At 62.5% G+C, this 23,861-nt stretch carries 23 protein-coding genes, 1 tRNA gene and 1 pseudogene; 4 read left to right on the top strand and 21 right to left on the bottom strand.

Annotated elements, in window-relative coordinates; all coding sequences use genetic code 11:
• Positions 1-7 precede the first annotated feature (7 nt).
• Positions 8-1,171: a bifunctional phosphopantothenoylcysteine decarboxylase/phosphopantothenate--cysteine ligase CoaBC gene (gene coaBC, locus LIW51_RS06800; protein ID WP_227376449.1), complete on the top strand. Its 1,164-nt coding sequence runs from the start codon at positions 8-10 to the stop codon at positions 1,169-1,171.
• 3 nt (positions 1,172-1,174) lie between these two features.
• Here the strand turns inward: coaBC and mnhG are convergent, their stop codons facing one another.
• From mnhG to LIW51_RS06840, 8 genes are all read right to left on the bottom strand, one after another.
• Entirely contained in the window at positions 1,175-1,498 is a 324-nt protein-coding gene (mnhG, locus tag LIW51_RS06805) for a monovalent cation/H(+) antiporter subunit G (protein WP_227376450.1), read from the bottom strand.
• Positions 1,495-1,788, bottom strand: coding sequence for an MrpF/PhaF family protein (locus LIW51_RS06810; RefSeq protein WP_438267361.1), 294 nt, complete (start codon positions 1,786-1,788; stop codon positions 1,495-1,497). Before LIW51_RS06810 ends, mnhG begins: the two co-directional genes overlap by 4 nt.
• Positions 1,769-2,359, bottom strand: coding sequence for a Na+/H+ antiporter subunit E (locus LIW51_RS06815; protein ID WP_227376452.1), 591 nt, complete (start codon positions 2,357-2,359; stop codon positions 1,769-1,771). Before LIW51_RS06815 ends, LIW51_RS06810 begins: the two co-directional genes overlap by 20 nt.
• The gene (locus LIW51_RS06820) at positions 2,356-3,936 is read right to left on the bottom strand and encodes a complex I subunit 5 family protein (RefSeq protein WP_227376453.1); all 1,581 of its coding nucleotides are present in this window, start codon (positions 3,934-3,936) and stop codon (positions 2,356-2,358) included. The genes LIW51_RS06815 and LIW51_RS06820 overlap by 4 nt, the downstream gene beginning before the upstream one ends.
• Entirely contained in the window at positions 3,933-4,268 is a 336-nt protein-coding gene (locus tag LIW51_RS06825; protein ID WP_227376454.1) for a sodium:proton antiporter, read from the bottom strand. The genes LIW51_RS06820 and LIW51_RS06825 overlap by 4 nt, the downstream gene beginning before the upstream one ends.
• On the bottom strand, positions 4,265-4,729 hold the full coding sequence (locus LIW51_RS06830; RefSeq protein WP_227376455.1) for an MnhB domain-containing protein: 465 nt from the start codon (positions 4,727-4,729) through the stop codon (positions 4,265-4,267). The genes LIW51_RS06825 and LIW51_RS06830 overlap by 4 nt, the downstream gene beginning before the upstream one ends.
• Positions 4,726-7,077 carry a hydrogen gas-evolving membrane-bound hydrogenase subunit E gene (mbhE, locus tag LIW51_RS06835; RefSeq protein ID WP_227376755.1) on the bottom strand — a complete coding sequence of 784 codons (2,352 nt, stop codon included), beginning with the start codon at positions 7,075-7,077 and terminating at the stop codon, positions 4,726-4,728. Before mbhE ends, LIW51_RS06830 begins: the two co-directional genes overlap by 4 nt.
• Positions 7,078-7,338: 261 nt before the next feature.
• Positions 7,339-7,707: a homing endonuclease associated repeat-containing protein gene (locus LIW51_RS06840; RefSeq protein WP_227376456.1), complete on the bottom strand. Its 369-nt coding sequence runs from the start codon at positions 7,705-7,707 to the stop codon at positions 7,339-7,341.
• A 503-nt stretch (positions 7,708-8,210) separates the two neighbouring features.
• Between LIW51_RS06840 and hpt the strand changes: the two genes are divergently transcribed.
• The gene (gene hpt, locus LIW51_RS06845; RefSeq protein WP_227376457.1) at positions 8,211-8,777 is read left to right on the top strand and encodes a hypoxanthine/guanine phosphoribosyltransferase; all 567 of its coding nucleotides are present in this window, start codon (positions 8,211-8,213) and stop codon (positions 8,775-8,777) included.
• A 450-nt stretch (positions 8,778-9,227) separates the two neighbouring features.
• On the opposite strand, the gene LIW51_RS06850 is transcribed toward hpt, so the two are convergent.
• The 5 genes and pseudogenes from LIW51_RS06850 to LIW51_RS06870 form a co-directional block, all read right to left on the bottom strand.
• Entirely contained in the window at positions 9,228-10,922 is a 1,695-nt protein-coding gene (locus tag LIW51_RS06850; RefSeq protein ID WP_227376756.1) for an ABC transporter substrate-binding protein, read from the bottom strand.
• A 261-nt stretch (positions 10,923-11,183) separates the two neighbouring features.
• Positions 11,184-11,276, bottom strand: a pseudogene (locus LIW51_RS39070) (twin-arginine translocation signal domain-containing protein); the annotation flags it as partial.
• Positions 11,277-11,524: 248 nt separating this feature from the next.
• Positions 11,525-11,680 (bottom strand): hypothetical protein, encoded by a 156-nt coding sequence (locus LIW51_RS06860; RefSeq protein ID WP_227376458.1) that lies wholly within the window; start codon positions 11,678-11,680, stop codon positions 11,525-11,527.
• Between the two features lie 56 nt (positions 11,681-11,736).
• A complete protein-coding gene (locus tag LIW51_RS06865) occupies positions 11,737-12,420 on the bottom strand; it encodes a type 1 glutamine amidotransferase domain-containing protein (protein ID WP_227376459.1) in 684 nt (227 codons plus the stop codon).
• 146 nt (positions 12,421-12,566) lie between these two features.
• Positions 12,567-12,641, bottom strand: a tRNA-Met gene (locus LIW51_RS06870).
• A gap of 153 nt (positions 12,642-12,794) precedes the next feature.
• Here LIW51_RS06870 and LIW51_RS06875 point away from each other — a divergent pair.
• Complete coding sequence (locus LIW51_RS06875) at positions 12,795-15,047, top strand: DUF2298 domain-containing protein (protein ID WP_227376460.1); 2,253 nt, start codon at positions 12,795-12,797, stop codon at positions 15,045-15,047.
• Here LIW51_RS06875 and LIW51_RS06880 read toward each other — a convergent pair.
• From LIW51_RS06880 to LIW51_RS06910, 7 genes are all read right to left on the bottom strand, one after another.
• Positions 15,044-15,862, bottom strand: coding sequence for a nucleoside phosphorylase (locus LIW51_RS06880; RefSeq protein WP_227376461.1), 819 nt, complete (start codon positions 15,860-15,862; stop codon positions 15,044-15,046). The two genes, LIW51_RS06875 and LIW51_RS06880, sit on opposite strands and share 4 nt — an antisense overlap.
• Before the next feature lie 55 nt (positions 15,863-15,917).
• Positions 15,918-16,304 carry a cytidine deaminase gene (cdd, locus tag LIW51_RS06885; RefSeq protein WP_227376462.1) on the bottom strand — a complete coding sequence of 129 codons (387 nt, stop codon included), beginning with the start codon at positions 16,302-16,304 and terminating at the stop codon, positions 15,918-15,920.
• A 253-nt stretch (positions 16,305-16,557) separates the two neighbouring features.
• Entirely contained in the window at positions 16,558-17,610 is a 1,053-nt protein-coding gene (locus LIW51_RS06890; RefSeq protein WP_227376463.1) for an ABC transporter permease, read from the bottom strand.
• Positions 17,603-18,916, bottom strand: a complete 1,314-nt coding sequence (locus LIW51_RS06895) for an ABC transporter permease (RefSeq protein WP_227376464.1) — start codon at positions 18,914-18,916, stop codon at positions 17,603-17,605. Before LIW51_RS06895 ends, LIW51_RS06890 begins: the two co-directional genes overlap by 8 nt.
• Entirely contained in the window at positions 18,913-20,460 is a 1,548-nt protein-coding gene (locus LIW51_RS06900) for an ABC transporter ATP-binding protein (protein ID WP_227376465.1), read from the bottom strand. The genes LIW51_RS06895 and LIW51_RS06900 overlap by 4 nt, the downstream gene beginning before the upstream one ends.
• Positions 20,461-20,508: 48 nt before the next feature.
• A complete protein-coding gene (locus tag LIW51_RS06905) occupies positions 20,509-21,663 on the bottom strand; it encodes a BMP family lipoprotein (RefSeq protein ID WP_227376466.1) in 1,155 nt (384 codons plus the stop codon).
• 89 nt (positions 21,664-21,752) lie between these two features.
• Positions 21,753-23,111 carry a phosphohexomutase domain-containing protein gene (locus LIW51_RS06910; RefSeq protein WP_227376467.1) on the bottom strand — a complete coding sequence of 453 codons (1,359 nt, stop codon included), beginning with the start codon at positions 23,109-23,111 and terminating at the stop codon, positions 21,753-21,755.
• A 91-nt stretch (positions 23,112-23,202) separates the two neighbouring features.
• On the opposite strand from LIW51_RS06910, the gene LIW51_RS38450 reads away from it, so the two are divergent.
• Positions 23,203-23,334 carry a hypothetical protein gene (locus tag LIW51_RS38450; protein WP_255767338.1) on the top strand — a complete coding sequence of 44 codons (132 nt, stop codon included), beginning with the start codon at positions 23,203-23,205 and terminating at the stop codon, positions 23,332-23,334.
• A gap of 15 nt (positions 23,335-23,349) precedes the next feature.
• On the opposite strand, the gene LIW51_RS06915 is transcribed toward LIW51_RS38450, so the two are convergent.
• Positions 23,350-23,823: a DUF5793 family protein gene (locus tag LIW51_RS06915; RefSeq protein WP_227376468.1), complete on the bottom strand. Its 474-nt coding sequence runs from the start codon at positions 23,821-23,823 to the stop codon at positions 23,350-23,352.
• Positions 23,824-23,861: the final 38 nt, after the last annotated feature.

Raw genomic sequence — 23,861 nt, forward strand, 5'->3', positions numbered from 1 at the left:
GCGGGTAATGCTCACCGGAGTGAACGTGGCGTTGGGCGTGACGGGAAGTATCGCGGCGGTGAAAGTCGTCGAGTTGGCCCACGAACTACGTCGACGCGGCGCGAACGTTCGGGCGGTGATGTCGCCGAGTGCGAAGGGCATCATCCATCCGTGGGCGGTCGAGTTCGCCACCGACAACCCCGTCGTCACCGAGATAACGGGCAAGGTCGAGCACGTCGAACTCTGCGGCCGCGAGGGGTGGGCCGACGTGTTCTGCATCGCGCCCGCCACCGCGAACACGGTCGGTAAAATCGCCAGTGCGGTCGACGACACACCGGTGACGACTTGCGCGACGACGGCGCTCGGCGCTGACGTTCCCGTCGTCGTCGCGCCGGCAATGCACGAACCGATGTACGACCATCCCGGCGTGCTCGACGCAATTGAGCGCGTATCGTCGTGGGGCGTCGAGTTCGTCGACCCACGGATCGAGGAAGGAAAGGCGAAGATAGCCGCCGAAGACACCATCGCGCTCGAAGTCGCCCGGTCGGCGACCCCCAGCCCGCTCGACGGGACGAGCGTCGTCGTCACCAGCGGGGCGACGAGCGAACCTATCGACCCCATCCGCGTGCTGACGAGTCGTTCCTCGGGGAAAACCGGGCGGGCCGTCGCTCGCGCGTGCTACGCCGACGGCGCGAACGTCGCCCTCGTCCACCCCGGAGAGAGCGTCCCCTACGCGACGGACGTGCGGGTGGAGACGGCTGCCGAGATGCTCGACGCCGTCGGCGACCTCGTGACGGCGTTTCCGGCGGACGCGTTGGTCTCGGTGGCGGCCATCAGCGACTACACGACCGACGCCGAAGGGGAGAAGATTCGATCCGGCCGAGACCTCTCGCTCGACCTGCGCCCGACGCCGAAGCTCATCGACGAGATTCGGGACGACTATCCCGACCTCCCCATCGTCGGATTCAAAGCCGAGGCGGGCGGGGACGACGCGGCGATGGTCGCTGCCGCGCGCGAGACGCTCGCACGCGCCGACCTCTCGTTCGTCGTGGCGAACGACGCGAGCGTGATGGGCGAAGACGAGACCCGAACGCTGTTCGTCCGGGAGCAAAGCGTCCGCGAATACGGCGGTAGCAAGGCGGAACTTGGACGACAGGTGGCGAAGGACCTGGCAGAGGAACTGACCGATTGAGACTCAGTCCTCGTCGGGCCACTCGGCGTCGCCGAAGAACTCGATGCCCATCTTCTGGGCCGACCGGGAGATCATGTGCGCACCGGTCGGGGCGGTGAGAAAGAGGAAGACGATGCCGACCAGCGAGGTCAGTCCCGCTCCCTGCGGCCCGTACTGGACGAACCCGGCGAGGAAGAGCGAGGCTGCGCCGAGCGTGGTCGCCTTGCTGGTCGCGTGCATCCGGTTGTACACGTCGGGAAGCCTGAGCAGGCCGAGCGTTCCGACCACGAGGAAGAAGCTCCCGACGGCGACGAGCAATGCGACGACGATCTGCTGAATGGCGTTCATTTGATGATGTCCCCCTCAATGACGTACTGCGAGACAGCGATGGTGCTGATGAATCCGATGATAGCGAGCACGAGGCTCACCGTGACGAACAGCCCCTCGCCCGTCTGTAGCGCGAACAAGACCGCGATGGCGACGACGTTCGTGCTGATGGTGTCGAGCGCCACGACCCTGTCCGGAACCGTCGGCCCCTTGATGACGCGGTAGCCCGCGAGCAATGTGAGTCCGCTGACGACGATGAGCCCCGCTTGGAGGACAGTGCCGAGTAATCCCTCAGTCGCCACGTTCGACACCTCCGTCGGCCGACTCGTATCCCGCGTGGGCGAGCGGAACCTCCGGCACCGGGTCGCCGGGTTTGCGCTCCTCGTCGAAGATGACGAGGGCGTAATCTTCCCACGTCCGAATCGGTGCGACGACGGATTCGGGGTCGCGAGCGTCGATGCTGTGGACGTAAAGCGCGTTTTTCTCCTCGTCGTAATCCATGGTCAGGGTACCCGGTGTGAGCGTGATGCTGTTGGCGATGGTCGTGATGGCGGCGTCCGTCTGCACTCGGAGCGGGACGACGACCACGCCGGGTTTGATGGGCATCCCCGGCGCGAGCACGCGGTACGCGACGTCGACGTTCGCCGTCGCGAGTTCCTTGAGGAAGACGCCGACGTACAGTACGGCGTACGGCGTCGCTCGCAGGTTCCGGACGACGTTCGTCTCCGCGGCATAGAAGCGCTGGAAGGCGAACGCGATGAGCAGGCCGACCGCTAGACCGATGAGGAACTCGCCGAGGATGGCCGTCAGTTTGAGGACGACGCCCCGGACGAACAGCCAGAGGACGGCGAGCACGAATCCGATGACGGGCCACTTCCTCACGCCGAACCACCTCCCAGCACCGCGTCTACGTAGCCCTGCGATTCGGTCGCCGCCCTGGCCGCGGATTCGGCAGCCCGGAACACGGGGTCGAAGCCGACGCCGACGAGCAGAACGAGCACCGCCAGCGCGGCGACGACGACTACCCCGGTCGCGGGAGCGCCCCGCTCGACCATCGCGCTCTCGGGACCCCAGAATCCACGATTCCACGCTCGGCTGAAGTAGGCGATGGTCAGGATAGCTCCGGCCAGCGCGAGGGCGAGGGCGAGCGTCGCCCCGGCGCGTCCGGCCACGTCGAAGACGAGGAGCTTTCCGAAGAAGCCCGACAGGGGCGGGATGCCGATGAGCGAGAGCGCGCCGACGAAGAAGACGCCTGACAGCACGGGGTCTTTCCGCGTCAGACCGCCGAGGTCGGCGAATCGGATGGAGCCGACTGACGAGAGCACCGACCCGGAGACGAGAAAGAGCAGGCCCTTCGCCAGCGCGTGGTTCAGCGCGTAGACGAGCGCCGCCGCGATGGCGAGCGTTCGAACCTCGGGAACGGTCGCGCCGATGGCGAGCGGCAGGACGATGAAACCGACTTGCCCGATGCTCGAATAGGCCAGCAGACCGTCGATGTCGTCCCTGCCGACCGCGCCGAGGCCGCCGAGCAGGATGCTCGCGCCCGCCATGACGAACATGATGGGACCGAAGAACGAAAGCGCGGAGTCCCCGACGAAGCCGGGGAGCGTGAGTTCGCCCAGTTCCAGCGCCGAGAAGACGGTGAAGTAGAGGCGGATGATGGCGTAGACGCCGACCTTCTTCACCACGCCCGCGAGCATCGCGGAGACGGGTGCCGGGGCGGCGCGGTACGCCGCTGGCACCCAGAACTGGAAGGGGACGATACCCGCCTTCAGCGCGAAGACCGCGAAGAGGAGCGCCGACAGGCCGAGGACGGGGTAGACGCTCGCCGGGTCTTGTAGCCCGTAGGCGGTCGGATTTGCCAGTCGTCGCGCCAAGTCGGCCATGTTGAGCGTCCCCGTCGTGGCGTAGATTCCGCCGATGGCGAGGAGCATGACCGCGCTTCCAATGAGGTTGAGTACGACGTACTGGAGCGCCGCGCGGGTGTGTTCCGGCCCGCTGTAGAAGACGACGAGGATGTAACTCGACATCAACATCACCTCGAACCAGACGAACAGGTTGAAGATGTCGCCCGTAAGGAACGACCCCGTCACGCCGACCAGCATGAAGTGGTAGAGTGGATGGTACGAGAGGCGCTGGCCGAACTCATCGACGTACCGTATCGAGAACGCCAGCGCGGCTAACGAGACGACCGCCGCGAGCGCGAGCATGAATGCCGACAGCGAGTCGGCGACGAGCGTGATTCCGTACGGTGCTCGCCAGTCGCCGACTTGGTAGGGGACGACGTTCGACGCGGCCAGCGGGTCAACTTCTGCCCAGAGGGCGGCCACCGCGACGACGTAGCCGACGCCGCCGAGCAGGCTCGTCCCGCGCTGGACGCTCGGGAAGCCCCGGACGAGAAGCGTCAGAATCGCCGTCACGAGCGCGACGAGCAGCGGTGCAATGACGAGTTGGTTCACGTCGACTCACCCAGTTCGTTCATGTCGATGGTTCCGTGTTCTTCGTAGACGCGATACGTCAGCACGAGCGCGAAGGCGGTCGTCCCGAAGCCGATGACGATGGCGGTCAGGACGAGCGCCTGCACGAGCGGGTCGGTGACGTTGTGGCCGCCACCGTGACCGAGGATCGGGATGCGACCCTCCAACCCACCCATCGTGACGAGGTAGACGTTGGCGGCTTGGCTGATGATGGCGACGCCCCAGACGACCCGCACCACGTCCCGGCGCAGGACGAGGAATGTGCCGAGGGCGAACAGGAATCCCAATACGGCGGCGAGAACGAACTGCGTCATTCGGCACCCACCACCGAAAGGATCGTCAGAAGCGCGCCGACGACGACGAGGTAAACCCCCGTATCGAACGCCAGCGCGCTCGCCACCTCAAAGTGCGGGTAGAGCGGAATGTGCTCGAAGATGACGTACGTCTGGTAGAGGAACCCGTACCCGAACGCCATCGACGCTAGTCCGCTTCCCGCCGCGAGCGCCAGCCCCAGCGCGAAGAGGGCGCGGTAGTTCTCCACGATACCGTGTTGGAGGTGTTCGACCGGGCCGCGAACCATCCGGTGGAACAGTTCCTCTTCGAGGTAACCCAACCCGTAGACGATGTAGATAAGCGCGAACGCCGTCGTCGTCAGGACGCCCGCAATGAACCCGCCGCCGGGGAGGTTGTGTCCCTGTAACATGAGCGCGATCGCCGTGACGAAGATGAGCGGCACCACCGTGCGCGTAACGGTTCGGGTGATGACCGTCGTCACTGTATCTCACCCCGTTCCCGCATGGCAATGAGCGTCAACACAGAGAGCGCGGCCATCGCGACGACCGAGATTTCACCCATCGTATCGAAACCACGGAAGTCCACCAGAATGACATTGACGATGTTGTGTCCGCCGGCCTCGTCGACGGTTACGTGAGGGTCGGTGAAGTACGACGCGATTGAGTCGGGTTCCGCCGCCGTCGCGAGGAGCACCGTGACGAAGACGGTCGCGCCGACGGCGACCGAGAGTGCGCCGTCGCGGATGGCCCGTCTCCGGTTTATCTCACCGTAGAACGACGGGAGACGGTCCAGGACGAGCAGGAAGATGACGAGCGACAGCGTCTCGACCACCAGTTGCGTGAGCGCGAGGTCGGGGGCGCTCGCCAGCACGTAGAAGACGGCGACCATGAACCCCAGAATCGAGAGGGTGAGCACGCCCGCGATGTGTGAGGGCGCGACGCTCACCGCGACCGCACCCACGGCCGCGACCAGCAGGACGAGCAGGATGGGATAGGTGACGTTCAACCCCTCGAACGCCGGAATCGAGACGCCCGCCGCGGCGTAGCCGCCGAGGGTGAGGGCGGTGACCGCCGCGAGCGTCCACGTCGCGTAGGTTCGGAGCAGGCCGGTCTGGATTCGGGGAATCGCGGCCACGCTCGCGTCGTTCAGCCCGGACATCGCGTTGTCGTACCACCAGTTCGCCCGGAGGGGGGCGACGGAGAGCAAGCGATTCACGCTGTCGTGGAGACGGTCGTAGAACGGGTAGGCCGCCGCGCCGAGCGCGATGGTGGTCGCGCTCATGACGGCGGCGGGCGTGAGGTGGGTCGGCAGCTTGTAGTGGAACGGCTTGTGCTTCGCGCCCGGCGGGAGGACGCTCTCGACGATCAGCGTGACGAAGTGGTCGAGGGAAGCCGGAGCGACGTGGAGCGTCGAGGCCACGCCGCCGAGTCCGATGAGCGCCGCGATGGTGCCGAGGATGGCGGGCGGCACGAGCATCACCGCGGGCGGGCGGTGGACGTGACCCAGCCCCTCCGGCTTCTCGCCGAAGAAGAGCATCACGAACTTGACCGAGTAGAGGAACGTGAAGATGCTCCCGAAGACGGCCACGACGGGATAGAGCCACGCGAGGCCGCCCGAGTGCGCCGCGGCCTCCCACGCTGCATGGAACAGGAACTCCTTCGAGTAGAAGCCGTTGAAGGGCGGGACGCCGGCCATCCCGAGCGCCGCGACGACGGTGATGGCGGCGGTGATGGGGAGGTCGCGCCGGAGACCGCCGAGGTGCGCTATCTTCCGGGTTCCGGCCTCGTGCGCGATGATTCCCGCGACGAGGAATAGCGCGGCCTTGAACACCGCATGGTTCAGGATGTGGAACGCGCCCGTCTCGGCCCCGAGTTCGGAAGCGAAGCCGAATCCGGCGACGATGAGGCCGAGGTGGCTCGCCGTCGAGTACGCCAGCAGTTCCTTGATATCGGTGGCGGCGACGGCGAGGATGGCCGCGACGGTCATCGTGACGAGGCCGAGCACGGTGAAGAGCAATGACCACTCAGGGATGCCGTGCGCCCCCTCCGGCAGGAGGATGGGGCGGAAGCGCCCGACGAGGTAGACGCCCGCCTTGACCATCGTCGCGGAATGGAGGAACGCCGAGACGGGAGTCGGCGCTTCCATTGCGTTCGGAAGCCAGATGTGGAGCGGAACCTGCGCCGACTTGGCCGCCGCGCCGATAGCGACGAGCGAGAGGACGGGTAGGAGCATTCCGGCTTCGACCAAGCCCTCGTGCACCTGCGCGGGGTGTTCGAGCATCCACGCGAGATCGAAGGCGTGCTGTTGTGGCACCGTGTTCGCCAACAGCAGGAAGCCGATTAGCATGAACAGGCCGCCCGAGACGGTAATGAGCATTGATTTCCGGGCGGCGTACTGCGACGACCGCTGGTCGGAGTAGTGGCCGATGAGGATGAACGACGAGAGGCTCGTCAGCTCCCAGAAGACGAACAGGGAGACGAGATCGGCCGCGAAGGCGACCCCGAGCATCGACCCCATGAACGCCAACAGCGCGGTGTAGTACTTCGCCTTGCCCGGTTCGTGGTGCATATACCCCCCTGAATAGGTGAGGATGAGCACGCCCACCCCGCTGGCGAGGAAGCCGATGAGGAGCGCGAGACCGTCCACGTAGAACCGAAGGGAGACGTTGAGCGAGGGTATCCACGCGAAAGAGACTGGGCCGTGGGTGCCCACCTGACTGGCGACCATCCCGAAGCAGGCGAGCGCGACCGCCGCCGCGTAGTAGGCGGTACGCTCGCCCAGCACGCGGTAGACGACCGGCGTCAGCGCCGCCGCCGCGAACGGGAGCATCACCAGCGCAAGCACAACCACGGCTACCGGGTCGGATGGTGATTGCACACTCGACAGTGAGCGATGGACTCACCTTAACAGTTCTCAAACCGGTCGGGTTCGTCGCCGGAAGCGACCGATAGCTCGAACGTATCATTTCGACTCTTTCGCGAAGAATCGAATCGTGAACCCTTCCGACGAAACGGATCGACGGTAAGGGAGAATACCGCATCCTCCTCGGAAATCACCCGCCGAGTTCAGGCAGCATATTTTTCCATGTCATCAAAATCTTGGTAGTCTATCGGACTTGTCAGCCAATTTCTGCAGCGCTCGGATTAACTCATTTTTCGGAATGGAATTATCGTGATTCGTCACCAACCCAGCCGCCTCTAAAGCCGTATTCCCCGAACCAAACTCGGTGTAGTACGGGGTTGAAGAGTAGGGCTCTCGCTCGTCCATCTGCGCTCTCGTCGGCGTCGTGCCCAGTTCCTCCGCAAACTCCAGCAATTCTGCAAGTAACTCTTTGGCGGATAGTTTGCTCGCCATGGTGTAGTCACTATTACCTATTTCGACTATCTTATTTAAATTCTCACCCGAGGAATCGAAAGGATGGATGACGGATGAAATACTAACGAACCACCACGTCGCCACAACGCCATTAGCTGAGTACTATCCACACAAAAGGGGAGTGGGAAACTATTCGAACCCTGCTGGGGTAGGGGTCTTGGCAACCGATCGTCGGCGTGCGGATCTCGCCCACCCGCACCTTGTCGTACCGCAAGAAGCGTAAAAGTGGTGAGCCTTACCCAGAGTGAAAGTGAAAGTAGCCACTCTCAGGAGATGGTTTTGTGGCGTTGAGGTTCTCGGTGCTGCGAGAGCATGCCCACACCGCTACTACGTTTCGACAGTGATGAACCGATGATGCTGGCCAATGCGCGGCACAAACAGATGTTGTACGGGATGTCAGGCGAGAACACCTCGCTCACAGGGCGGGAAGATGTCTTCCCATTAAAATTTGTCTCGCTCGAGAGAAGCCATGGCACTATCGGAGCAAAAAGGTCATTCGTTCCCTTGCCAATTGCTCCTCCTTCACTCGTTGCTCCCCGCGAACGACGATACCGGTATCTTTTACTGATGGGTCGAAAATCACCAACATGGACCAGTTGAAGCAGTCGCTTCTCGAAGCCCCGATAATCGAGAAAAACGGGTACCACTACTTCGTCCATCCCATCAGCGACGGAATCCCGATGCTCGAACCGACCCTCCTACGCGAAATCGTCATCAAGATCATCCGGAAGGCGGACTTGGAGAACGTCGATAAGATCGTCACGCCCGCTGCGATGGGCATCCACATCTCGACCGCCGTCTCGCTGATGACCGACATCCCGCTGGTCGTCATCCGCAAGCGCCAGTACGGGCTGGAGGGGGAAGTCGCGCTCTCCCAGCAGACTGGCTACTCCGAGAACGAGATGTACATCAACAACGTCCACGAGGGCGACCGCGTGCTCCTGCTAGATGACGTGCTCAGCACCGGCGGGACGATGAAAGCCGTCACCGAGGCGCTGGAGTACATCGGCGCGGACGTGGTGGACGTGTGCGCCGTCATCAAGAAGGTCGGCGCGAACGAGTTGGACGAGACCGACTACGCGGTGAAGACGCTCATCAACGTGGACGTGCAGGCCGGCGAAGTCGTCATCGTGAACGAGCACGGCGACGGGTGAGATGGTCTCCCGACAGTTCCTGTCGATGGTCTCGACACTCGGACTCGTAGGAGGTGCACTCCTCGTCGGTGACGCATTCCACAAAACTGTGGTTACCGGACAGTTCAGTCTTTCTTCCCCTCAATTCGTCATTCTACTGGATGTTCCACACATGTGGAGAATATCTGGTTGAGACTTGTTCATCTTAACAAAATCCCTTCCCGGAACTGTCCACTTTCCAACTGTGAACGGTTGTCCGGTATTTACCCACGCTGAATTGCGTGGTATCAGGTACGGCACAAGTGAATACCACGTATCTCGGTGCAGTAATACGCCTGACCCTCGAAATAGAAACGACGTGTCGCATACAAACGCGTACTCTGCATGCGGGGAGAGCAAATCACATTCGAGGGCTAACAGCACGTCCCGACGCCCGCGAAGGGATCTTCGCTATCAACGGGGGGAAATATATCAATTGTCTATATTTTCCTTAGAATAGATATTGCTGTACTCCGCATCCCAGTTTACGTGAGCAGGGTCAACGATGTTCGTGAGTACGCCACCGAACTTGCTCGTATTCATCGGCCAGCGATACTTCGCATAGTCTTGCACCATATAGGGCATGTCGAGATAAATACGCTCGATCGCCTTCGACCACTTCTTATTCCGCGCCTTAGGATCGGTCTCGGTGTACGCATCTTCGATAAGATCGTCGGCACTCCCGCCCGCAACACCATACCCGGTGGAGTTATAGGCGAATTCTTGGTGGTCGTCGCCCGTATTCCGCGAGTGGAAGAACGTCTCGATGGACGTCCCGTACGCGCTGATGCCGGTCCAGCCCATTGGATAGATGTCGAAGTCTTCCTGCTGGTACACCAAGCCGGTCATGGTGTTGAACTCAATGGGTTCGGTTCGCACCGGGATGCCAACCTGGAGCAAGTTCTCCTTCCACCGTTCGATGGCCTTCGCTTCGTTTGGTTTCTCACTCGGCGGATCGATGAAGATGGTGATCGCGTTCCCGCCCATCATCTCCGGGACGGTCTGTCCGTCGATGCGAATTTCCTTGTCGACCGATACGTTCGCGTCCGCGAGCACCTTCGACTTGACGGAGCCGAAAGTGTACTCGTACTTCGCGCTCGAACGGCTCGCTTTGACGCCGGAGAACGTTCCGGTGAAGTCTTTGCCGACGTACGTTCCCGGACCGCTGACGACGTTTCCGTCCGTCAGGAACTTCCGAACCCCTTCGATATCGGGTTTCTTGCCGCCTGCGCTACGGAAGTCGAACGCGTTCGTCTGCGGGTCGGTCAGTAGCTCGCCGCCGTGGACGGTCTCCGGGCGGACGGCCCTATACCCGGGAGACTGCACGTAATCGCCCTTGATAACGTGGCCGCCCATAAGGGACGTAATCCAGTAGCGATCGTCGAACATGAACGCCATGGCTTGTCGAAACGCCACATCGTCGAGCGGGGCGCGACGACAATTGAAGCCGTAGTAGGAGAATCCGCTGTCGTACCCCTTGACGAGACTTTTCTTGTCGTCCTTCTTCACCTTCCGAATCTGCGCGGCGTCGACACTACCGTAGTGGGTGTCGATCTTGCCGTTGAGGAACGCCTGCGTCATCGGTGACGTTCCGCCGTATACCGTGAACTTCACACCGTCGAGGAACGGACCACCGTGGATGAGCGACTTATGGTCTTTGATCCACTTGAGGCTATTGAGCGCGTAGGTATTCTCGATGTAGTCACGGCGGAACGTGACCTGCATCGAGACGTTCGGGTTGAACTGGGTGAGTTTTCCCGGCCCAGTACCGACCGGGCCTTCCTCGTTTTCTCTCATTGGGCTATAGTTGTTGTAATCGACGCCCTCCCACTTGTGCTTGGGAAGGATTGGTACGCTACCGAGAATGGAGGAGTCCCACGTGCCGACAGTCTTTGTCAGCTTGATGTGCACGTCCCAACCGTTGCTCGCTTCTTCGATCTTCTCATAGTCTTTCCACACCGAGAATTCACTGGGCTCCTTATTGAGAATATACTGATAGGTAAATACAACGTCCTCGATTGGCTTGAACTTCTCACCGTCGCTCCACTTCAATCCTTCTTTTCTAACATTGAAGTAAACGTCTGGCTTTTCCTTGGTGGCGTTCTTTAGTTCCCAGTCTGTGAACACATTTGGTTTAACTTCGAACGTAACTGGATCAATTTTGGTACCGTAGTCGTAGACTGGCGCTAGCCCGACGGCGGAAGCCACGTTACTGGCCAGGAATATATTTGGACTATCTGGGGCTACCGGAAGACCGTAACGAAGCGTTCCTCCCGGCGTGATTTGATTAGGATCAACGTCGATGGTGTTTGCGTCTTCGTTCGTTGTTGAAGTTTTAACAGTACCTCTCGTGCTGGTTCTTGGATTTTCGTCTTGGCTTGAACAGCCAGCAAGTGAGAGCGCCGCTGCACCAGCTCCACTTGCCTTTAGAAAATTCCTTCGGCTATCACCGTTCCTACTTCGGTTCCGACGCCATGGCATAACAAAGACTTCTGCAAGATGGATTGAATAGCTATTGGAAGTCAAGTGATTTAATTTTCTAGGATTCAAAAAGGACAAGGGATATTCCAAAGAAGCAGTTTAGTTTGTCACTGAATATAATTATAAACGAAGTGGCACTACTGACTATCATCGGTGATGAGCGTTCCGTAGTGAATTGTCCTGATGACCGCTGTAATCCTGAAGAGAAGAAACAAGGGTCGGAGCGCGTTGCCTAGAATCTCCAGCGCCTATTCGACGTTCAGCCCCGACCAGATGCTGGCGACGAAAAAACCCGTCGTCAGTAACCAAAGACCTGTCCGTCTCCGCCCCGACCGGAGGACGACGACGGCGACGGTCATCGTGACTCCCGCCAGTATCGCCAGCACGCCACGCGTCCCGAGCATTCGTTATCACTGAGGACGATGACGGTAAAAATCGACTATTTTTACCGATAGACGACTTACTTGACGCCGAGAGCTTCGAGAAGCGTCGTCGCCGCGTCGTGGGACGACTCAGGGCCGCGCGCGGTGAGCAGGTCGCCGTCCACGCGCACGCTCGTCTCCGCGTTGAGTTCGGCGTCCCAATTTCCACCCGCCGCGCTCACTTCGTCTTCGACGTAGTATGGCAGCTTTCGCCCGTCCGGCATGCAGTCGTGCTCGTCCACAATATCCTCCTCCCAATCGTTCGGGAAACCGGTCACGTCGCGTCCCTCGACGAGGAACTCACCGTCACCGTCCCGCGTGAACGCCAGCAGTCCGACCGCGTGGCAGACCACGAGCGCCTTCCCGCCCTCCCCCTCGACGGTGTTCCGGAGCAATCGGCGCGCGTGTCGGTCTTGGTTCACATCCCACTCCGTCCCGTGTCCGCCGGGGAACACCACCGCGTCGTACATGTCGCTGTCGACGTTCGCTAGCGGTATCGGATTCTTCATCCGCTCGTCGTTCTCGTGAACGTCGCGGACTCGCTCCGCGGTCTCTTCGCCGACGTTCTCCGGGTCGATGGAGCGTTGGTCGACGACCGCTTTCGAGCCGCTCGGCGTCGCAACGTCGATATCGACGCCAGCGTCGGAGAGGGTTTGAAGCGGGTCGACGCATTCTTCTCCCCAATAGCCTTCCTCGCTGACCACGAACAGCGCGGTTGTCATACTGACACTCTTGCGTGTCACGGTCAATAAATCGCGTGGCCACCCGAGGAAGAGCGAGCCGTCGACCGTGAACCCGGTTTCGATGTCCCTGCCGGAGTCTCACTGGATAAAATGCCCGACGCTTCGAGTGGGTAATCGTGTAAAAATAGCGGGAGGTAGATTTGAACTACCGATCTGCGGGTTATGAGCCCGCCGGAATCTCCTGGCTATCCCATCCCGCTACCATCTCGTACTGTCGTTCGGTAGTTAAGGATTGTGATTCGACCGCCGCATGCGAGTTACTACCGCTACCCCCATCGAAGGGAGAACGTATCGGCCACGTATCACGACCCCAAGATGTATATCTTTTCGGCGCACCCACCAAAGCAGAAGATATGGAGTTCGCGCTCATCGCGTTCTGGCTACTGGTCTACTACGTGCTCGCTCTCGCGGGCCTTCCGGTCGCTACCGCGCTCTTTCCGCGATTCCCCGACCGCGGGGGTTCGTTCGCACTTCCCGCCGCACTCACCGTCGTGACAATCGTGACGTACTGGCTCGGACAGTTCGCGTTCACCACCGTCACCGTCGTCGCAGCCATCGCCGTGTTCGCTTCCATCTCCGTCCTGCTGACGAGACGCGACCTCGAACTCGACCTCCGGGGGTACGCGGAAGCGATGGCCGTGTTCACCGTCGCGTTCTGCTTTCTGGTCTTCATTCGGGCCATCGACCCGGCGATACACGCGACGGGCGGCGAGAAGTTCCTCGACTTCGGCCTGTTGCAGTCGCTCATGCGCGCGCCCGCGCTCCCGCCCGAAGACATGTGGTTCGCGGGGGAACCCGTTCGCTACTACTACGGGGGTCACCTCGTCGCGGCCATCCTGACGAAACTGACGGGGACGCTCCCGCAATTCAGCTATAACCTCGCGCTCGCGGGGTTCTACGGTATGCTCGTCACCACCGCCTACGGACTGGCGGGTGCGATCGCCGACCGACACGGAACGCCTCGCCGGCTTGCAAGCGTGCTCGCCGCGTTCTTCGTCGGCTTCGCCGCGAATGTCTTCACTCCGATGCGGTTGCTTGCGTGGACGTTTCCCCGCTCGCTCGTCGAGGCGATCGCGACGCCGCTGGAGATGGACCCCGCCGACGTACCGCTCGCCCCGACTGAGTTTCATTACTGGGACGCGAGTCGCGTGATGGTCGGAACGATAAGCGAATTCCCCTTTTTCGCGTACCTGAACGGCGACCTGCACGCGCACATGATGGGCCAACCGTTCTTGCTGTTCGTCGCGGCGCTCGGCTACGTCGTCTACCGCTCGGATGTGCGTTGGCGCCGAGTGCTCGTCTTCGGCGCGCTCCCGCCGGTCGTCGCCTTCGTCAGCACCGTCAGCTCTTGGAGCTTTCCGACCGCGCTCGGCGTCGTCTGGCTCTCGTTGACGTTCGCGGACGAGCATCCCGCGACGCTCGTTCCCGGCGGCGAGCGAATCACGGGAGGCGGGTCGGTCGTCGTCCGCGAATTCAGAAAGATCGCAACCGCGATGGCGATAACGCTCGTCGTCGGCGTGCTCTCGCTCGTTTGGGCGGCCCCGTTCGTGGCGAACGTTCTCCTCGGTGCCGCCGGGAGCCGAAGTATCGCCTTCTTCCCCGACCGAAGTAGCCTTGTGGAGATACTCATCGTCCACGGCGCGTTCATCGCACTCTTCGCGCTCTATCTCGGCTCGCACGTCCGCTGGCGAGACAGAGAGGCCGCGCAGGTCGGCGTTCTCGGCGGCCTGCTGGTCGTGGCGGGGTGGCAGGGCGGAATCGCGGCAATCGCACTGGTCGCACCCCTCCTCGTCGCCGGGTGGGTGCTCCTCCGTCTCGACACCGACCTTGACTTCGAGACGGTCTTGTTGATTGGAGGTGCCGGTCTCGTCTTGCTGGTCGAGTTCGTCTATGTGCAGGACAACGCCATCTCCGGGCGATTCAACACCGCCTTCAAAGTGTACATGCAGGTGTGGGTGCTCTGGGCGGTCGCCGGCGGCGTCGCGCTGGCACGACTCTTGACAGACGCCGCGCCCGACCAACTCTCGGGAACGCTTCTCACGCCGCGACAGTGGATGGCCGTCTTCGCCACGTTTCTCCTGCTGTCTACGTCCGTCTACGGCGTCTTCGCGCTCGGCCAGCACGTCGGCTCCGACAACGTCATCCACCGCGCGGACGACCCGACGCTCGACGGGATGGCGTTCATCTGGACGGTTCACGCCGGCGAAGCCGGCGCTATCGAGTGGCTCGGTGCGAGAGAGGGTCGGCCGCACATCGTCTCCGCGCCCGGCAAACCCTACCAGTGGGGGAGTCCGGCTTCGTCGCTCACCGGCCTGCCGACGGTTCTCGGCTGGTATCAGGAGCGAATCTACCGCGGCGATGCGGCCTACGAGGAGCGAAAACGGAACGTCGAACTGATCTACAGCGCCGATTGGCCGGCTCGCGCGAGGCTCCTCGATGAGTACGACGTGCAGTACATCTACTACGGTCCGCGCGAACGGGACTGGTACGGACGGTCGACGTTCTCGAACTATCCCGGCGTCGAACCGGCTCACCGTTCGGGGTCGGTGACTATCTATCGCGTGAACCAGACCGTCATCGACCGGCAGACCGACGTACCGGGTTAATCCAACGACAGTCCGGGGTGCCAGCGTTCGACGCCCGCCTCGGCTTTCAGTTCGTCCATCTCCGCGAGTAGTTTCACCGCTAGACTGGCGGTTTCGGCGGCGCAGTGTTCGCCCTCGGTTCGGAACTCGCCGGTCTCGCGGTTGGCGTACACCGAGCAGACCGCTCCTGCCCGCAGTCCGTAGACGTTCGCGATGGTCAGAATAGCGCTCGCTTCCATCTCGATGTTCTTCACGTTCGCGTTCTTCAGGTGTTCCACCAACTCGTCACCACCTTCGGCGCGGAACCCCTCGAATCCGGGGCGACCCTGCCCCGCGTAGAAGCTGTCGGCGCTCATCGTGATACCCGTGTGGTAGTCGTAGTCGAGCCGCTCCGCGGCGGCGACGAGCGCGGCGACGACCTCGTAATCCGCGACCGCCGGGTACTCTTCGCGGACGTACTCGTCGCTCGTCCCTTCCTGTCTGACCCCCCCGGTCGTGATGACAAGGTCGCCCACATTCATCTCGGGTTGAATCGCGCCGCACGAGCCGACGCGGATGAAGGTATTCGCGCCGACCCGCGCCAACTCCTCGACCGCGATGGCGGCAGACGGACTTCCGATTCCGGTCGAGATGACGCTGATGGGCGTCCCCTCGTAGGTTCCCGTCACGGTTCGGTACTCGCGGTGGAAGGCGACCTCGTCCGCCGAGTCCCAGAACTGTGTTATCTTCTCGACGCGCTCGGGATTTCCGGGCAGGAGGACGGCGTCGGCGACATCGCCCTCGCCGACTTCGATGTGGTACTGTATCTCCGCGTTCGGATCTTCGCTGTCGTCCATGTCGCGTTCATCTGTCGCCTCGGAAATAGGTGCTTCGCGTCGTCCGTCGAATCGCTCAGCCGAGCATCTCTTCGGTAATCGTGTTCGGCAGCAGCTCGCCGAGGGTGTATTCCGTCACGTCGTCGCCCTCGTCGCAGACGACCGCGAAATCGTCGCCGCAGAACTCCGCGAGCGTCTGCCGACACATCCCGCAAGGAGTCACGCCGTCGCGCCGGGCCGAACTCACCGCGATGCGGTCGAACTCCCGGTGGCCTTCCTTTATCGCCTCGGCGAGCGCGACCTCCTCAGCGTGGAGCGAGTTGCTGTAGTTCGCGTTCTCGATGTTACAACCGATGTACACCGTTCCGTCCGCGGTTCGGAGCGCCGCACCGACCGGGTAGTCGGAGTACGGGACGTGGGCGCGTTCCTGCACCTCGCGTGCCCGCTCGACGAGTTCGTCCATACGAGAGTGGTGCGCGGCGACGGTTCAAATAAAGTCCGAAGGTGAGTCGAGAAGCGAGTATCATCGAGTTACGACCGAACGCCGAACCTTTTTATACCGATACGGAAACCAGACTCGTCGTGCTCCGCACACTGCTCGTTTCGGTCGTCTTCGAATCCCGAAGCAGGTCGAAGACGACGACCTCACTTTGAAAGACGACCGAAACACCGGACGAAAATCGAACGCCGATAGTAGCGGACGACCGCCCTCCGCCTCACTCCTCGCCGGATTTGTAGTGTTCGCCCGCAGCGTCCGGAGTGCGCGTTCGTCCGACGAATGTCAGTACGACGATAACCGTCACGTAGGGGATGATGCCGATGAGCGCGTCGGGAACGTCGAAACCGGTCTGTTGGAGTCGCAACTGAAGCGCGTCAAGGCTGGCGAAGAGGAACGACGCGCCGAACGCACCCAGCGGGTTGTAGTTCCCGAACAGGTAGGCGGTGATGCCGATCCAGCCGCGGCCATCGACCATCGTGGTACCGCTTCCGTTGAACAGCCCGGCCTGCCCGAGCGACAGCCCCGCGCCACCGATTCCGGCGAGGACGCCGGAGAGTAATACGCTCGCGTACCGGACGCGACGCACGTCAACGCCCACGGTGTCGAGCGCCATCGGATTCTCGCCGCTGGCTTTGACCCACCGCCCGAACGCCGTCTCGTTCAGAACGAACCACGTGAGCGGGACGGCGGCGAGGAGCATGAACACAGTCGGGTTCGCGTCGAAGAGAACCCGACCGAGCACCGGTATCTTGACGAGAAGTGGAACGTGCCAGTTAGCGAGCGTACCGACGCTCGGGCTGTTGATGCTTCCCCAGATGACCTGACTGGCGAACGGTGCGAGCCCCAGCGCGATGAGCCACACCGCGAGCCCGGCGATTATCTGGTCGGCCTTGAACTCGATACAGACGACGGCGAACAGGAGCGCGAGGAGGGTGCTCGAAAGAACTGCAGCGAGGAAACCGAGCCAGAGGGTCGTCTGCGTGGCTCCGGCCGGGCCGGCCAGCGCGTCGGCGACCGCGACGCCGGTGAACGCCGAGATGATGAGCAGCCCTTCCAGTCCGATGTTGATGACGCCGCTCTTCTCGGCGAAGATGCCGCCAAGCGCGGCGAACGCGATGGGAACCGTGAATCGGAGCGCGGCGCTCGCGTAGCTCGCGTCGATGGTTCCGACGATCTGACCGAGCGGGCTGTTCGGGAACAGGAGTCCGACGACGCCGACGACCACCGCAGCGACGAGCGACGTCGCGGTCAGTAGGAGGCGGTTATTCACCGCTCTCACCTCCTTCGATCGGAGCGCCACCGTCCGCGGCCACCGCCCCGTGTTCGTCGGTCGTCACGACGCGCTTGCCGACCATCCGGAAGAACTCCGGCATAGCGACGAACAGGATGATGAGTCCGCGTAGAACGCCGACGAGCTGTTTCGGCACGCCGAGCGCGAAGTCGATGGCGAGACTGCCGCTTTTCAACATCCCGAACAGAAGCGCGGCCAGCGGAACGCCCAACGGATTGTTCCCCGCCAGAATCGTGACGGTGATACCGTCGAACCCGTAGGACGGAACGCCCGCCTGAAAACGATTGAGGATCATCAGCACGTACACCGCACCGCCGATGCCACCGATCGCGCCCGAAAGCGCCATGCTGGACACCATCGTTCGGTTCGCGTCCACGCCGCCGTATTCTGCCGCTTCCGGCTGGATTCCGCTGGTTCTGAGGTCGTACCCGAACGCGGTTCGGTGCAAGAGCAAGTAGATCCCCACCGCGAGCGCGAGCGCCCCGAGCAGGACGAGGAGCGAGAACGACGACTGGCTGGGGAAGATGACCGGGGAGAGAACCGCGTACCCCGGAACCGGGCGCGTCTCGACGGTCTGGCTCGCGGGATTCTTGAAGTATTCCGAGACGAGCACGAACGCGATACCCGTCGCGATGAAGTTGAGCATGATGGTCGTGATGACCTCGTTCGCGTCGGCGTAGGCTTTCATCGCCCCCGGTATCGCGCCGTACCCGCCGCCGACGAGCGCACCGGCGAGCAGCCCGACCGGAATAAGAACGATACCGCCGGCGATCCCGCTCGGGACGTACGGGGCGACCCAGAGCACGGAGAGCGCCGAGCCGAGCGCGCCGAGCACGAGTTGACCCTGCGTTCCGATGTTGAACATCCCAGCGCGGAACGCGACTGCGACGGCCAGTCCAGTGAGGAGGAGCATCGTCGTCTGCCGTAGCGTCACCGCGAGACTGAACTGGTTTATCGCAGGGTCGAACGGAACGAGCGAGAACTGCTGCGGGTTTGCGAACGCGCCTACGAACAGGTATTTGTACACTTGAACCGGGTCGTAGCAGAACGAGCCCGGAAGTGGGAGTACGACGCCCCAGCCTCCGGTTCCGGGGATGGTTATGAGCAGTTTCTCAGCGAGGAAGGGGTTGGAACACGTTGCGACGAAGCCCGAAACGAGGATGACGACTCCGCCGACGAAAACCGACATCACGAGCGCCGCGAGGCTGATGAGCACGCGCTCGACGCCCGACGCCGCCACGAGCCGTTCGAGGGCCATCTCGGTTCGCTCTCGCCACGCGCTCATGGCGTCTCACCTTGGATGCTAGGCGTGTCCTCCGGACGTTCGCCCGCCATCAACAGGCCGAGTTCCTCCTCGGTTACTCGGTCGGGGTCGACGATGTCCATTATCTCGCCTTCGTACATGACCGCCAGTCGGTCGGAGAGCTGTTGCACCTCGTCCAGTTTCGACGAGACGAGGAGAACGGCCTTACCCTCGGCACGTAGTTCAAGCAATCGGTCGTGGATGAACTCGATACTACCCACGTCCACGCCCCGCGTCGGATGGGCGGCGACGACCAGCGAGGGGTTGCGCGAGAATTCCCGACCGACGATGAACTTCTGCTGATTCCCGCCGGAGAGCGACTCGGCGGTCGCGTCGGCGTCCGGCGGGCGAACGTCGTACTCCTCGATGATGTCCTCAGCGTGGGTCTGCGTTCGGTTCCAGTCGATGCGTCCGTCCTGCGAGTACGGCTCGGAGCGCTGGCTTCCCAGCAACCCGTTCTCCACGAGGTCGAACTCCATGACCAATCCGCGCTCCTGTCTGTCTTCGGGAACGTAGGCCATCCCGGCGTCGATTCGCTCCCGGCGCGTCGTCCGAGTCACGTCCCTGTCGAGGAACTCGATTCGGCCCGAGTCAGGTCTCCCCAGACCCGTGATGCTTTCGATGAGCTCCGACTGGCCGTTTCCGTCGACGCCCGCGACGCCGAACACCTCGCCTCGTCGAATCTCGAACTCGACGCCGTCCACCCGCACCACGTCCCGTTCGTCGGTCATCCGGAGGTCGGAGACCGAGAGGACGGTGTCACCAGGGTCGCTCGGCGGCTTCTCCGTTTCGAGCAAGACTTCGCGTCCGACCATGAGTTCCGCGAGCTCTTCGCGTGTCGTCTCGTCGGTGGTGACCGTCCCGACATTCTTCCCGTCCCGTAGGACAGTGATGCGGTCGGCGGCGTCCATCGCCTCGCCGAGTTTGTGCGTGATGAAGATGATGCTCTTCCCCTGCGCCGTGAGTTCGTCCAACACTGCGAGCAGGTCGTCTATCTCCTGCGGGGTGAGCACGGCGGTCGGTTCGTCCAAGATGAGAACGTCCGCGCCGCGGTACAGCGCCTTCAGAATCTCGACGCGCTGTTGAACGCCGACGCTCGCGTCTTCGACGAGGACGTTCGGGTCGACGTCGAAGCCGTACTGCTCGCTCAGTTCGCGCACCTCGCGGACGGCGCGGTCTCTATCCATCGCCAGTCCACCCCACTTTCGCGGCTCGTTTCCGAGGACGATGTTCTCCGCGATGGTGAGGGTATCGACCAGCATGAAATGTTGGTGGATCATCCCGACGCCAGCCTCGATGGCATCGCGCGGAGAGTCGAACTCGCGCGGTTCGTCGTTGACGACCACTTGTCCTTCGTTCGGCTGGTACAGCCCGTAGAGGACGTTCATCAGCGTCGTCTTTCCGGCTCCGTTCTCACCTAAAAGTGCGTGGATGGTTCCCGACTCCACGGTCAAGTTCACGTCGTCGTTCGCGACGACACCTGGGAATCGTTTCGTGATGCCGTTGAGGTGTACCGCCCGGCTCATCTACGTCTGGGTTTCTATCCTACCCGTTTAAACGCGCGGGTTTTGCGCTTAGTTCTTGACTTTCGTCGGCACGTCTATCTTGCCGTCGACGATCGCCTTCCGCGACTTCTTGATCTTCGATTTCACGTCGTCCGGAATCTTCGACCCGAGGTCGGCACCGTACACCGTTTCGATGCCGCCGTCTTTCAGGCCGAGCGTGTTGACAGACCCACCTTTGAAGTTGCCGTTGACGACGTGCTTCGTGGAGCGGAACACGGCTTCATTGACGTGTTTGACCATGCTGGCGAGGATGACGTCGCTGAACTTCGCCGTTCCCTTCGCTTTCGACTGGTCGCTGTCGACGCCGATGGCGTACCGACCCTTCTCTTGGGCGGCCTTGAACACGCCGGTTCCGGAGCCGCCGGCCGCGTGGTAGATGATGTCCGCGCCGTTGTCGTACATCGAAAGCGCGGCTTCCTTCCCCGCGACCGGGTCGTTGAACGCGCCGACGTAGGCGGTGCGAATCTCGATATCCTCGCTCGCGCGGGCGACGCCGGCCTTGTATCCGGCTTCGAACTTCTTGATGAGCGGGACTTCCTCGCCGCCGACGAAGCCGACGACCTTCCTGCCCGATTTCGTCTTGCCGCCACCCGCGCTGAAATTCTGCTGGGTCAGTAGCCCGGCGAGGTGGCCGACCTGGAACGATCCCTGGTGCTCCTTGAACACGTAGTTGGCGACGTTCTTCACGAGGTCGCCGTTCTTCTTCTCCGCCACGCTGTCGACCAGCATGAAGTTCTGGTCGGGGAACTGCTGTGCGTTCTTCAGCAGAGAGTTCGTCTGGACGAACCCGATGCAGCAGACGAGTTCGTAGTCCGGGTTCTGGGACTGCGCGAACTGTCGCTGGAGGTTTTCCACGTCACTCGGTGAGCCCGGCTCCGCGTTCTGGTACTTGACGCCGAGTTTTCGCTTCGCTTTCTTGATGCCCGCGTGAGCCATGTCGTTGAACGAGTTGTCACCCAGTCCGCCGGTCGCGTACACCATCCCGACGTTGGTGTCGCTCTCGCCGCCCGAACTGCTCGTCTTGGTACCGTCCCCGGAGGTGGACGTTCCGTCGCCGTTACCGCCACCGTCTCCAGGGCTGCTGATACAGCCAGCCAATCCGGCGATACCCAGTGCGCCACCCGTCTGCACCACCTTCCGTCGCCGTTTGTCGATGTTCGTCATCTACGCGTAATTCAGACAAGTTATTTGTGATAAATCCGTCGCTTCACGTCTGGATTCGCGAAGAATACGGGTTTCAGGGGCGTGAGGAGCTACTTTTTCGAACCCGCCACTGCGCTCATGACGATATCCCTCGCGTCGGCGACCAGTTCGTCCACGTCCTCGCTTTCGGCGTAGATTCTGACGTACGGTTCGGTGCCACTCGGCCGAACGAGAATCCACGACCCGTCCGGCAGTTCGGCCCGGACACCGTACTCGGTTCGCACCGTCGCTTCGGGGAATCGCTCCGGAATCGTCGTCTCGACTCGCTTCATCGCATCTTCCTTCGCGACCTCCGGACAGTCGACGCTCACCTTTCGATACGGGCGCTCGGTCACCTCGCCTCGGAGCGGTTCGACGCCGCCCGCGTCGGCGACGAGTCGCGCGAGAACCGCCGCGCTGGTGACGCCGTCTATCCAGCCGCCGAACTGCGTGTGGATGTGTTTCCACGGTTCGGCGGCGAACACGACTTCGGTGTCGTCGCCCGCTTCGAGCGCCGACGCGATGCCCTCGTGGAGCGCGCCGAGTCGCACGCGCTCGACGCGGCCGCCCGCCACTCGAACGCGCTCGTCGATGCGCGCCGATGCGTTCGGCGTCGTCACGACGACCGGATCAGAGGCGTCGCTTTCTCGCGTGTAGTGCTCCGCTAAGATGGCGACGACGGTGTCCTCGTGGACGAACTCTCCGTCGCCGTTGACGAGGACGAGTCGATCCGCGTCCCCGTCGTGGGCCAGCCCGAACGCGAAGTCGTCGTCCGCGACGAACGATTGGAAGTCGGTCAGCGTCTCCGGCGTCGGCTTGCTCGCCCGCCCGGGGAAATGCCCGTCCACGTTCGCGTTGAGCGTGACCACGCGCACACCCAGCGCGCGAAGCACCTGCGGCGCGGCGAGGCTTCCCATCCCGTTTCCGCAGTCGACCGCGATTCGGAGTACGTCCAGCGGTGCGCCGTGCTCTCGGGCGTACTCGATGACGGCGTCCCGATACTCGTCGAGCACGTTCTCGCGGGTGCTCGAACCCCACTCGTCCCATGCGAGGGGCGAGTTGTCGTCCGCCACGCGCGATTCCACCTCGCGCTCGGCGGCGCGGTCGTACTCCACTCCGTCGTCGAACAGTTTGATGCCGTTGTCGGTCGGCGGGTTGTGACTCGCCGTGAGCACGACGCCGCGACGACCCCGCGAAGCGAACGCTAGCGCGGGAGTCGGAAGCATCCCCGCGCGGCGAACGTCCGCACCCGCGCTCTCCAGTCCGGCCTCCATCGCGGCGGCGAGCGCGGCTCCGGTTTCGCGCCCGTCGCGGGCGACCACGAACTCTTCACCCGGCCGTCCCGCGGCTCGACCGACCGCGAGGGCGAGTTCGGGCGTCACTCGCTCGACGACGTTGCCGCGGATGCCCGCGGTTCCGAACAGCTTCATACGGAGTGGTTCGTTCCCGGATACTTAGGTTCACTCGATTCTCGACGCGTCCCCCAATAAAAATAAGCGGCTCTCCGGCGTAGGGACTGACATGAACCTGCCAAAGCTGACGACGCCGACCGGCCTGTTCGATTACCTCATCGGACTCCTCGTCGCCCTCGCAGCCCTCGCCGGTCTCTACCTCGCCGCGGTGGCGATGGACATCATCCCCCCGCTGTTCTGACTGCGCGAAAAAAGTTTAAAGTTCGACACCGCTCGGGATGAGACTGTGTTGGCGGAGGAGGTTGCCCTCGCTGTTGTAGATGAGGAACGTCGCCTTCTCGTACGAGACCACGTGGTCGCCGTTGATGGCGATATCGACGTGGTACCGTCCTTCCGTGTCGTCGGTTTCGGTTCCGTACGCGCGGGCGGCTTTGATGAATCTAAGTACGTCCGCCGCTTCCTGATTGAGTTCGAGTATGAAATCGCCTGTCGTGCGATTCGTCACGCTCACGACGCCGGTCGCGTCGGGGTCGTCGATACTGGCTTGGAGGCGGAAAGTTACGTCCGTCTCGTCGGCGTCCAGGAGGTCTCCATCGGGGCCCGAGAGTCGTTCGCGGAGCGTCGAAGACGGCCCCTCGAAATCGATGAGCACCGTCGGTTTGCGGGGCGTCCCATTCGCTTCGACCCAGTTGATGTTTTCGACCTCCAGTGTGAAGTAGTCGCGCCTCATTCCGTATCTCCGCCTACGTTCTCGCGTCTCATGAACGT

The sequence above is a fragment of the Haladaptatus halobius genome (assembly GCF_020618475.1).
Lineage (GTDB): Archaea > Halobacteriota > Halobacteria > Halobacteriales > Haladaptataceae > Haladaptatus > Haladaptatus halobius.

Excerpts from the sequence above, each read along its gene's own strand:
- mnhG (WP_227376450.1), bottom strand. The coding sequence starts at position 1,498 with ATGAACGCCATTCAGCAGATCGTCGTCGCATTGCTCGTCGCCGTCGGG.
- mbhE (WP_227376755.1), bottom strand. The coding sequence starts at position 7,077 with ATGCTCCCGTTCGCGGCGGCGGCGCTGACGCCGGTCGTCTACCGCGTG.
- LIW51_RS06915 (WP_227376468.1), bottom strand. The coding sequence starts at position 23,823 with ATGAGGCGCGACTACTTCACACTGGAGGTCGAAAACATCAACTGGGTC.
- LIW51_RS06825 (WP_227376454.1), bottom strand. The coding sequence starts at position 4,268 with ATGACGCAGTTCGTTCTCGCCGCCGTATTGGGATTCCTGTTCGCCCTC.
- cdd (WP_227376462.1), bottom strand. The coding sequence starts at position 16,304 with ATGGACGAACTCGTCGAGCGGGCACGCGAGGTGCAGGAACGCGCCCAC.
- LIW51_RS06880 (WP_227376461.1), bottom strand. The coding sequence starts at position 15,862 with ATGGACGACAGCGAAGATCCGAACGCGGAGATACAGTACCACATCGAA.
- LIW51_RS38450 (WP_255767338.1), top strand. The coding sequence starts at position 23,203 with ATGAACCTGCCAAAGCTGACGACGCCGACCGGCCTGTTCGATTACCTC.
- LIW51_RS06865 (WP_227376459.1), bottom strand. The coding sequence starts at position 12,420 with ATGACAACCGCGCTGTTCGTGGTCAGCGAGGAAGGCTATTGGGGAGAA.
- LIW51_RS06875 (WP_227376460.1), top strand. The coding sequence starts at position 12,795 with ATGGAGTTCGCGCTCATCGCGTTCTGGCTACTGGTCTACTACGTGCTC.
- hpt (WP_227376457.1), top strand. The coding sequence starts at position 8,211 with ATGGACCAGTTGAAGCAGTCGCTTCTCGAAGCCCCGATAATCGAGAAA.
- LIW51_RS06900 (WP_227376465.1), bottom strand. The coding sequence starts at position 20,460 with ATGAGCCGGGCGGTACACCTCAACGGCATCACGAAACGATTCCCAGGT.
- LIW51_RS06895 (WP_227376464.1), bottom strand. The coding sequence starts at position 18,916 with ATGAGCGCGTGGCGAGAGCGAACCGAGATGGCCCTCGAACGGCTCGTG.
- LIW51_RS06860 (WP_227376458.1), bottom strand. The coding sequence starts at position 11,680 with ATGCTCGGGACGCGTGGCGTGCTGGCGATACTGGCGGGAGTCACGATG.
- LIW51_RS06910 (WP_227376467.1), bottom strand. The coding sequence starts at position 23,111 with ATGAAGCTGTTCGGAACCGCGGGCATCCGCGGCAACGTCGTCGAGCGA.
- coaBC (WP_227376449.1), top strand. The coding sequence starts at position 8 with ATGCTCACCGGAGTGAACGTGGCGTTGGGCGTGACGGGAAGTATCGCG.
- LIW51_RS06905 (WP_227376466.1), bottom strand. The coding sequence starts at position 21,663 with ATGACGAACATCGACAAACGGCGACGGAAGGTGGTGCAGACGGGTGGC.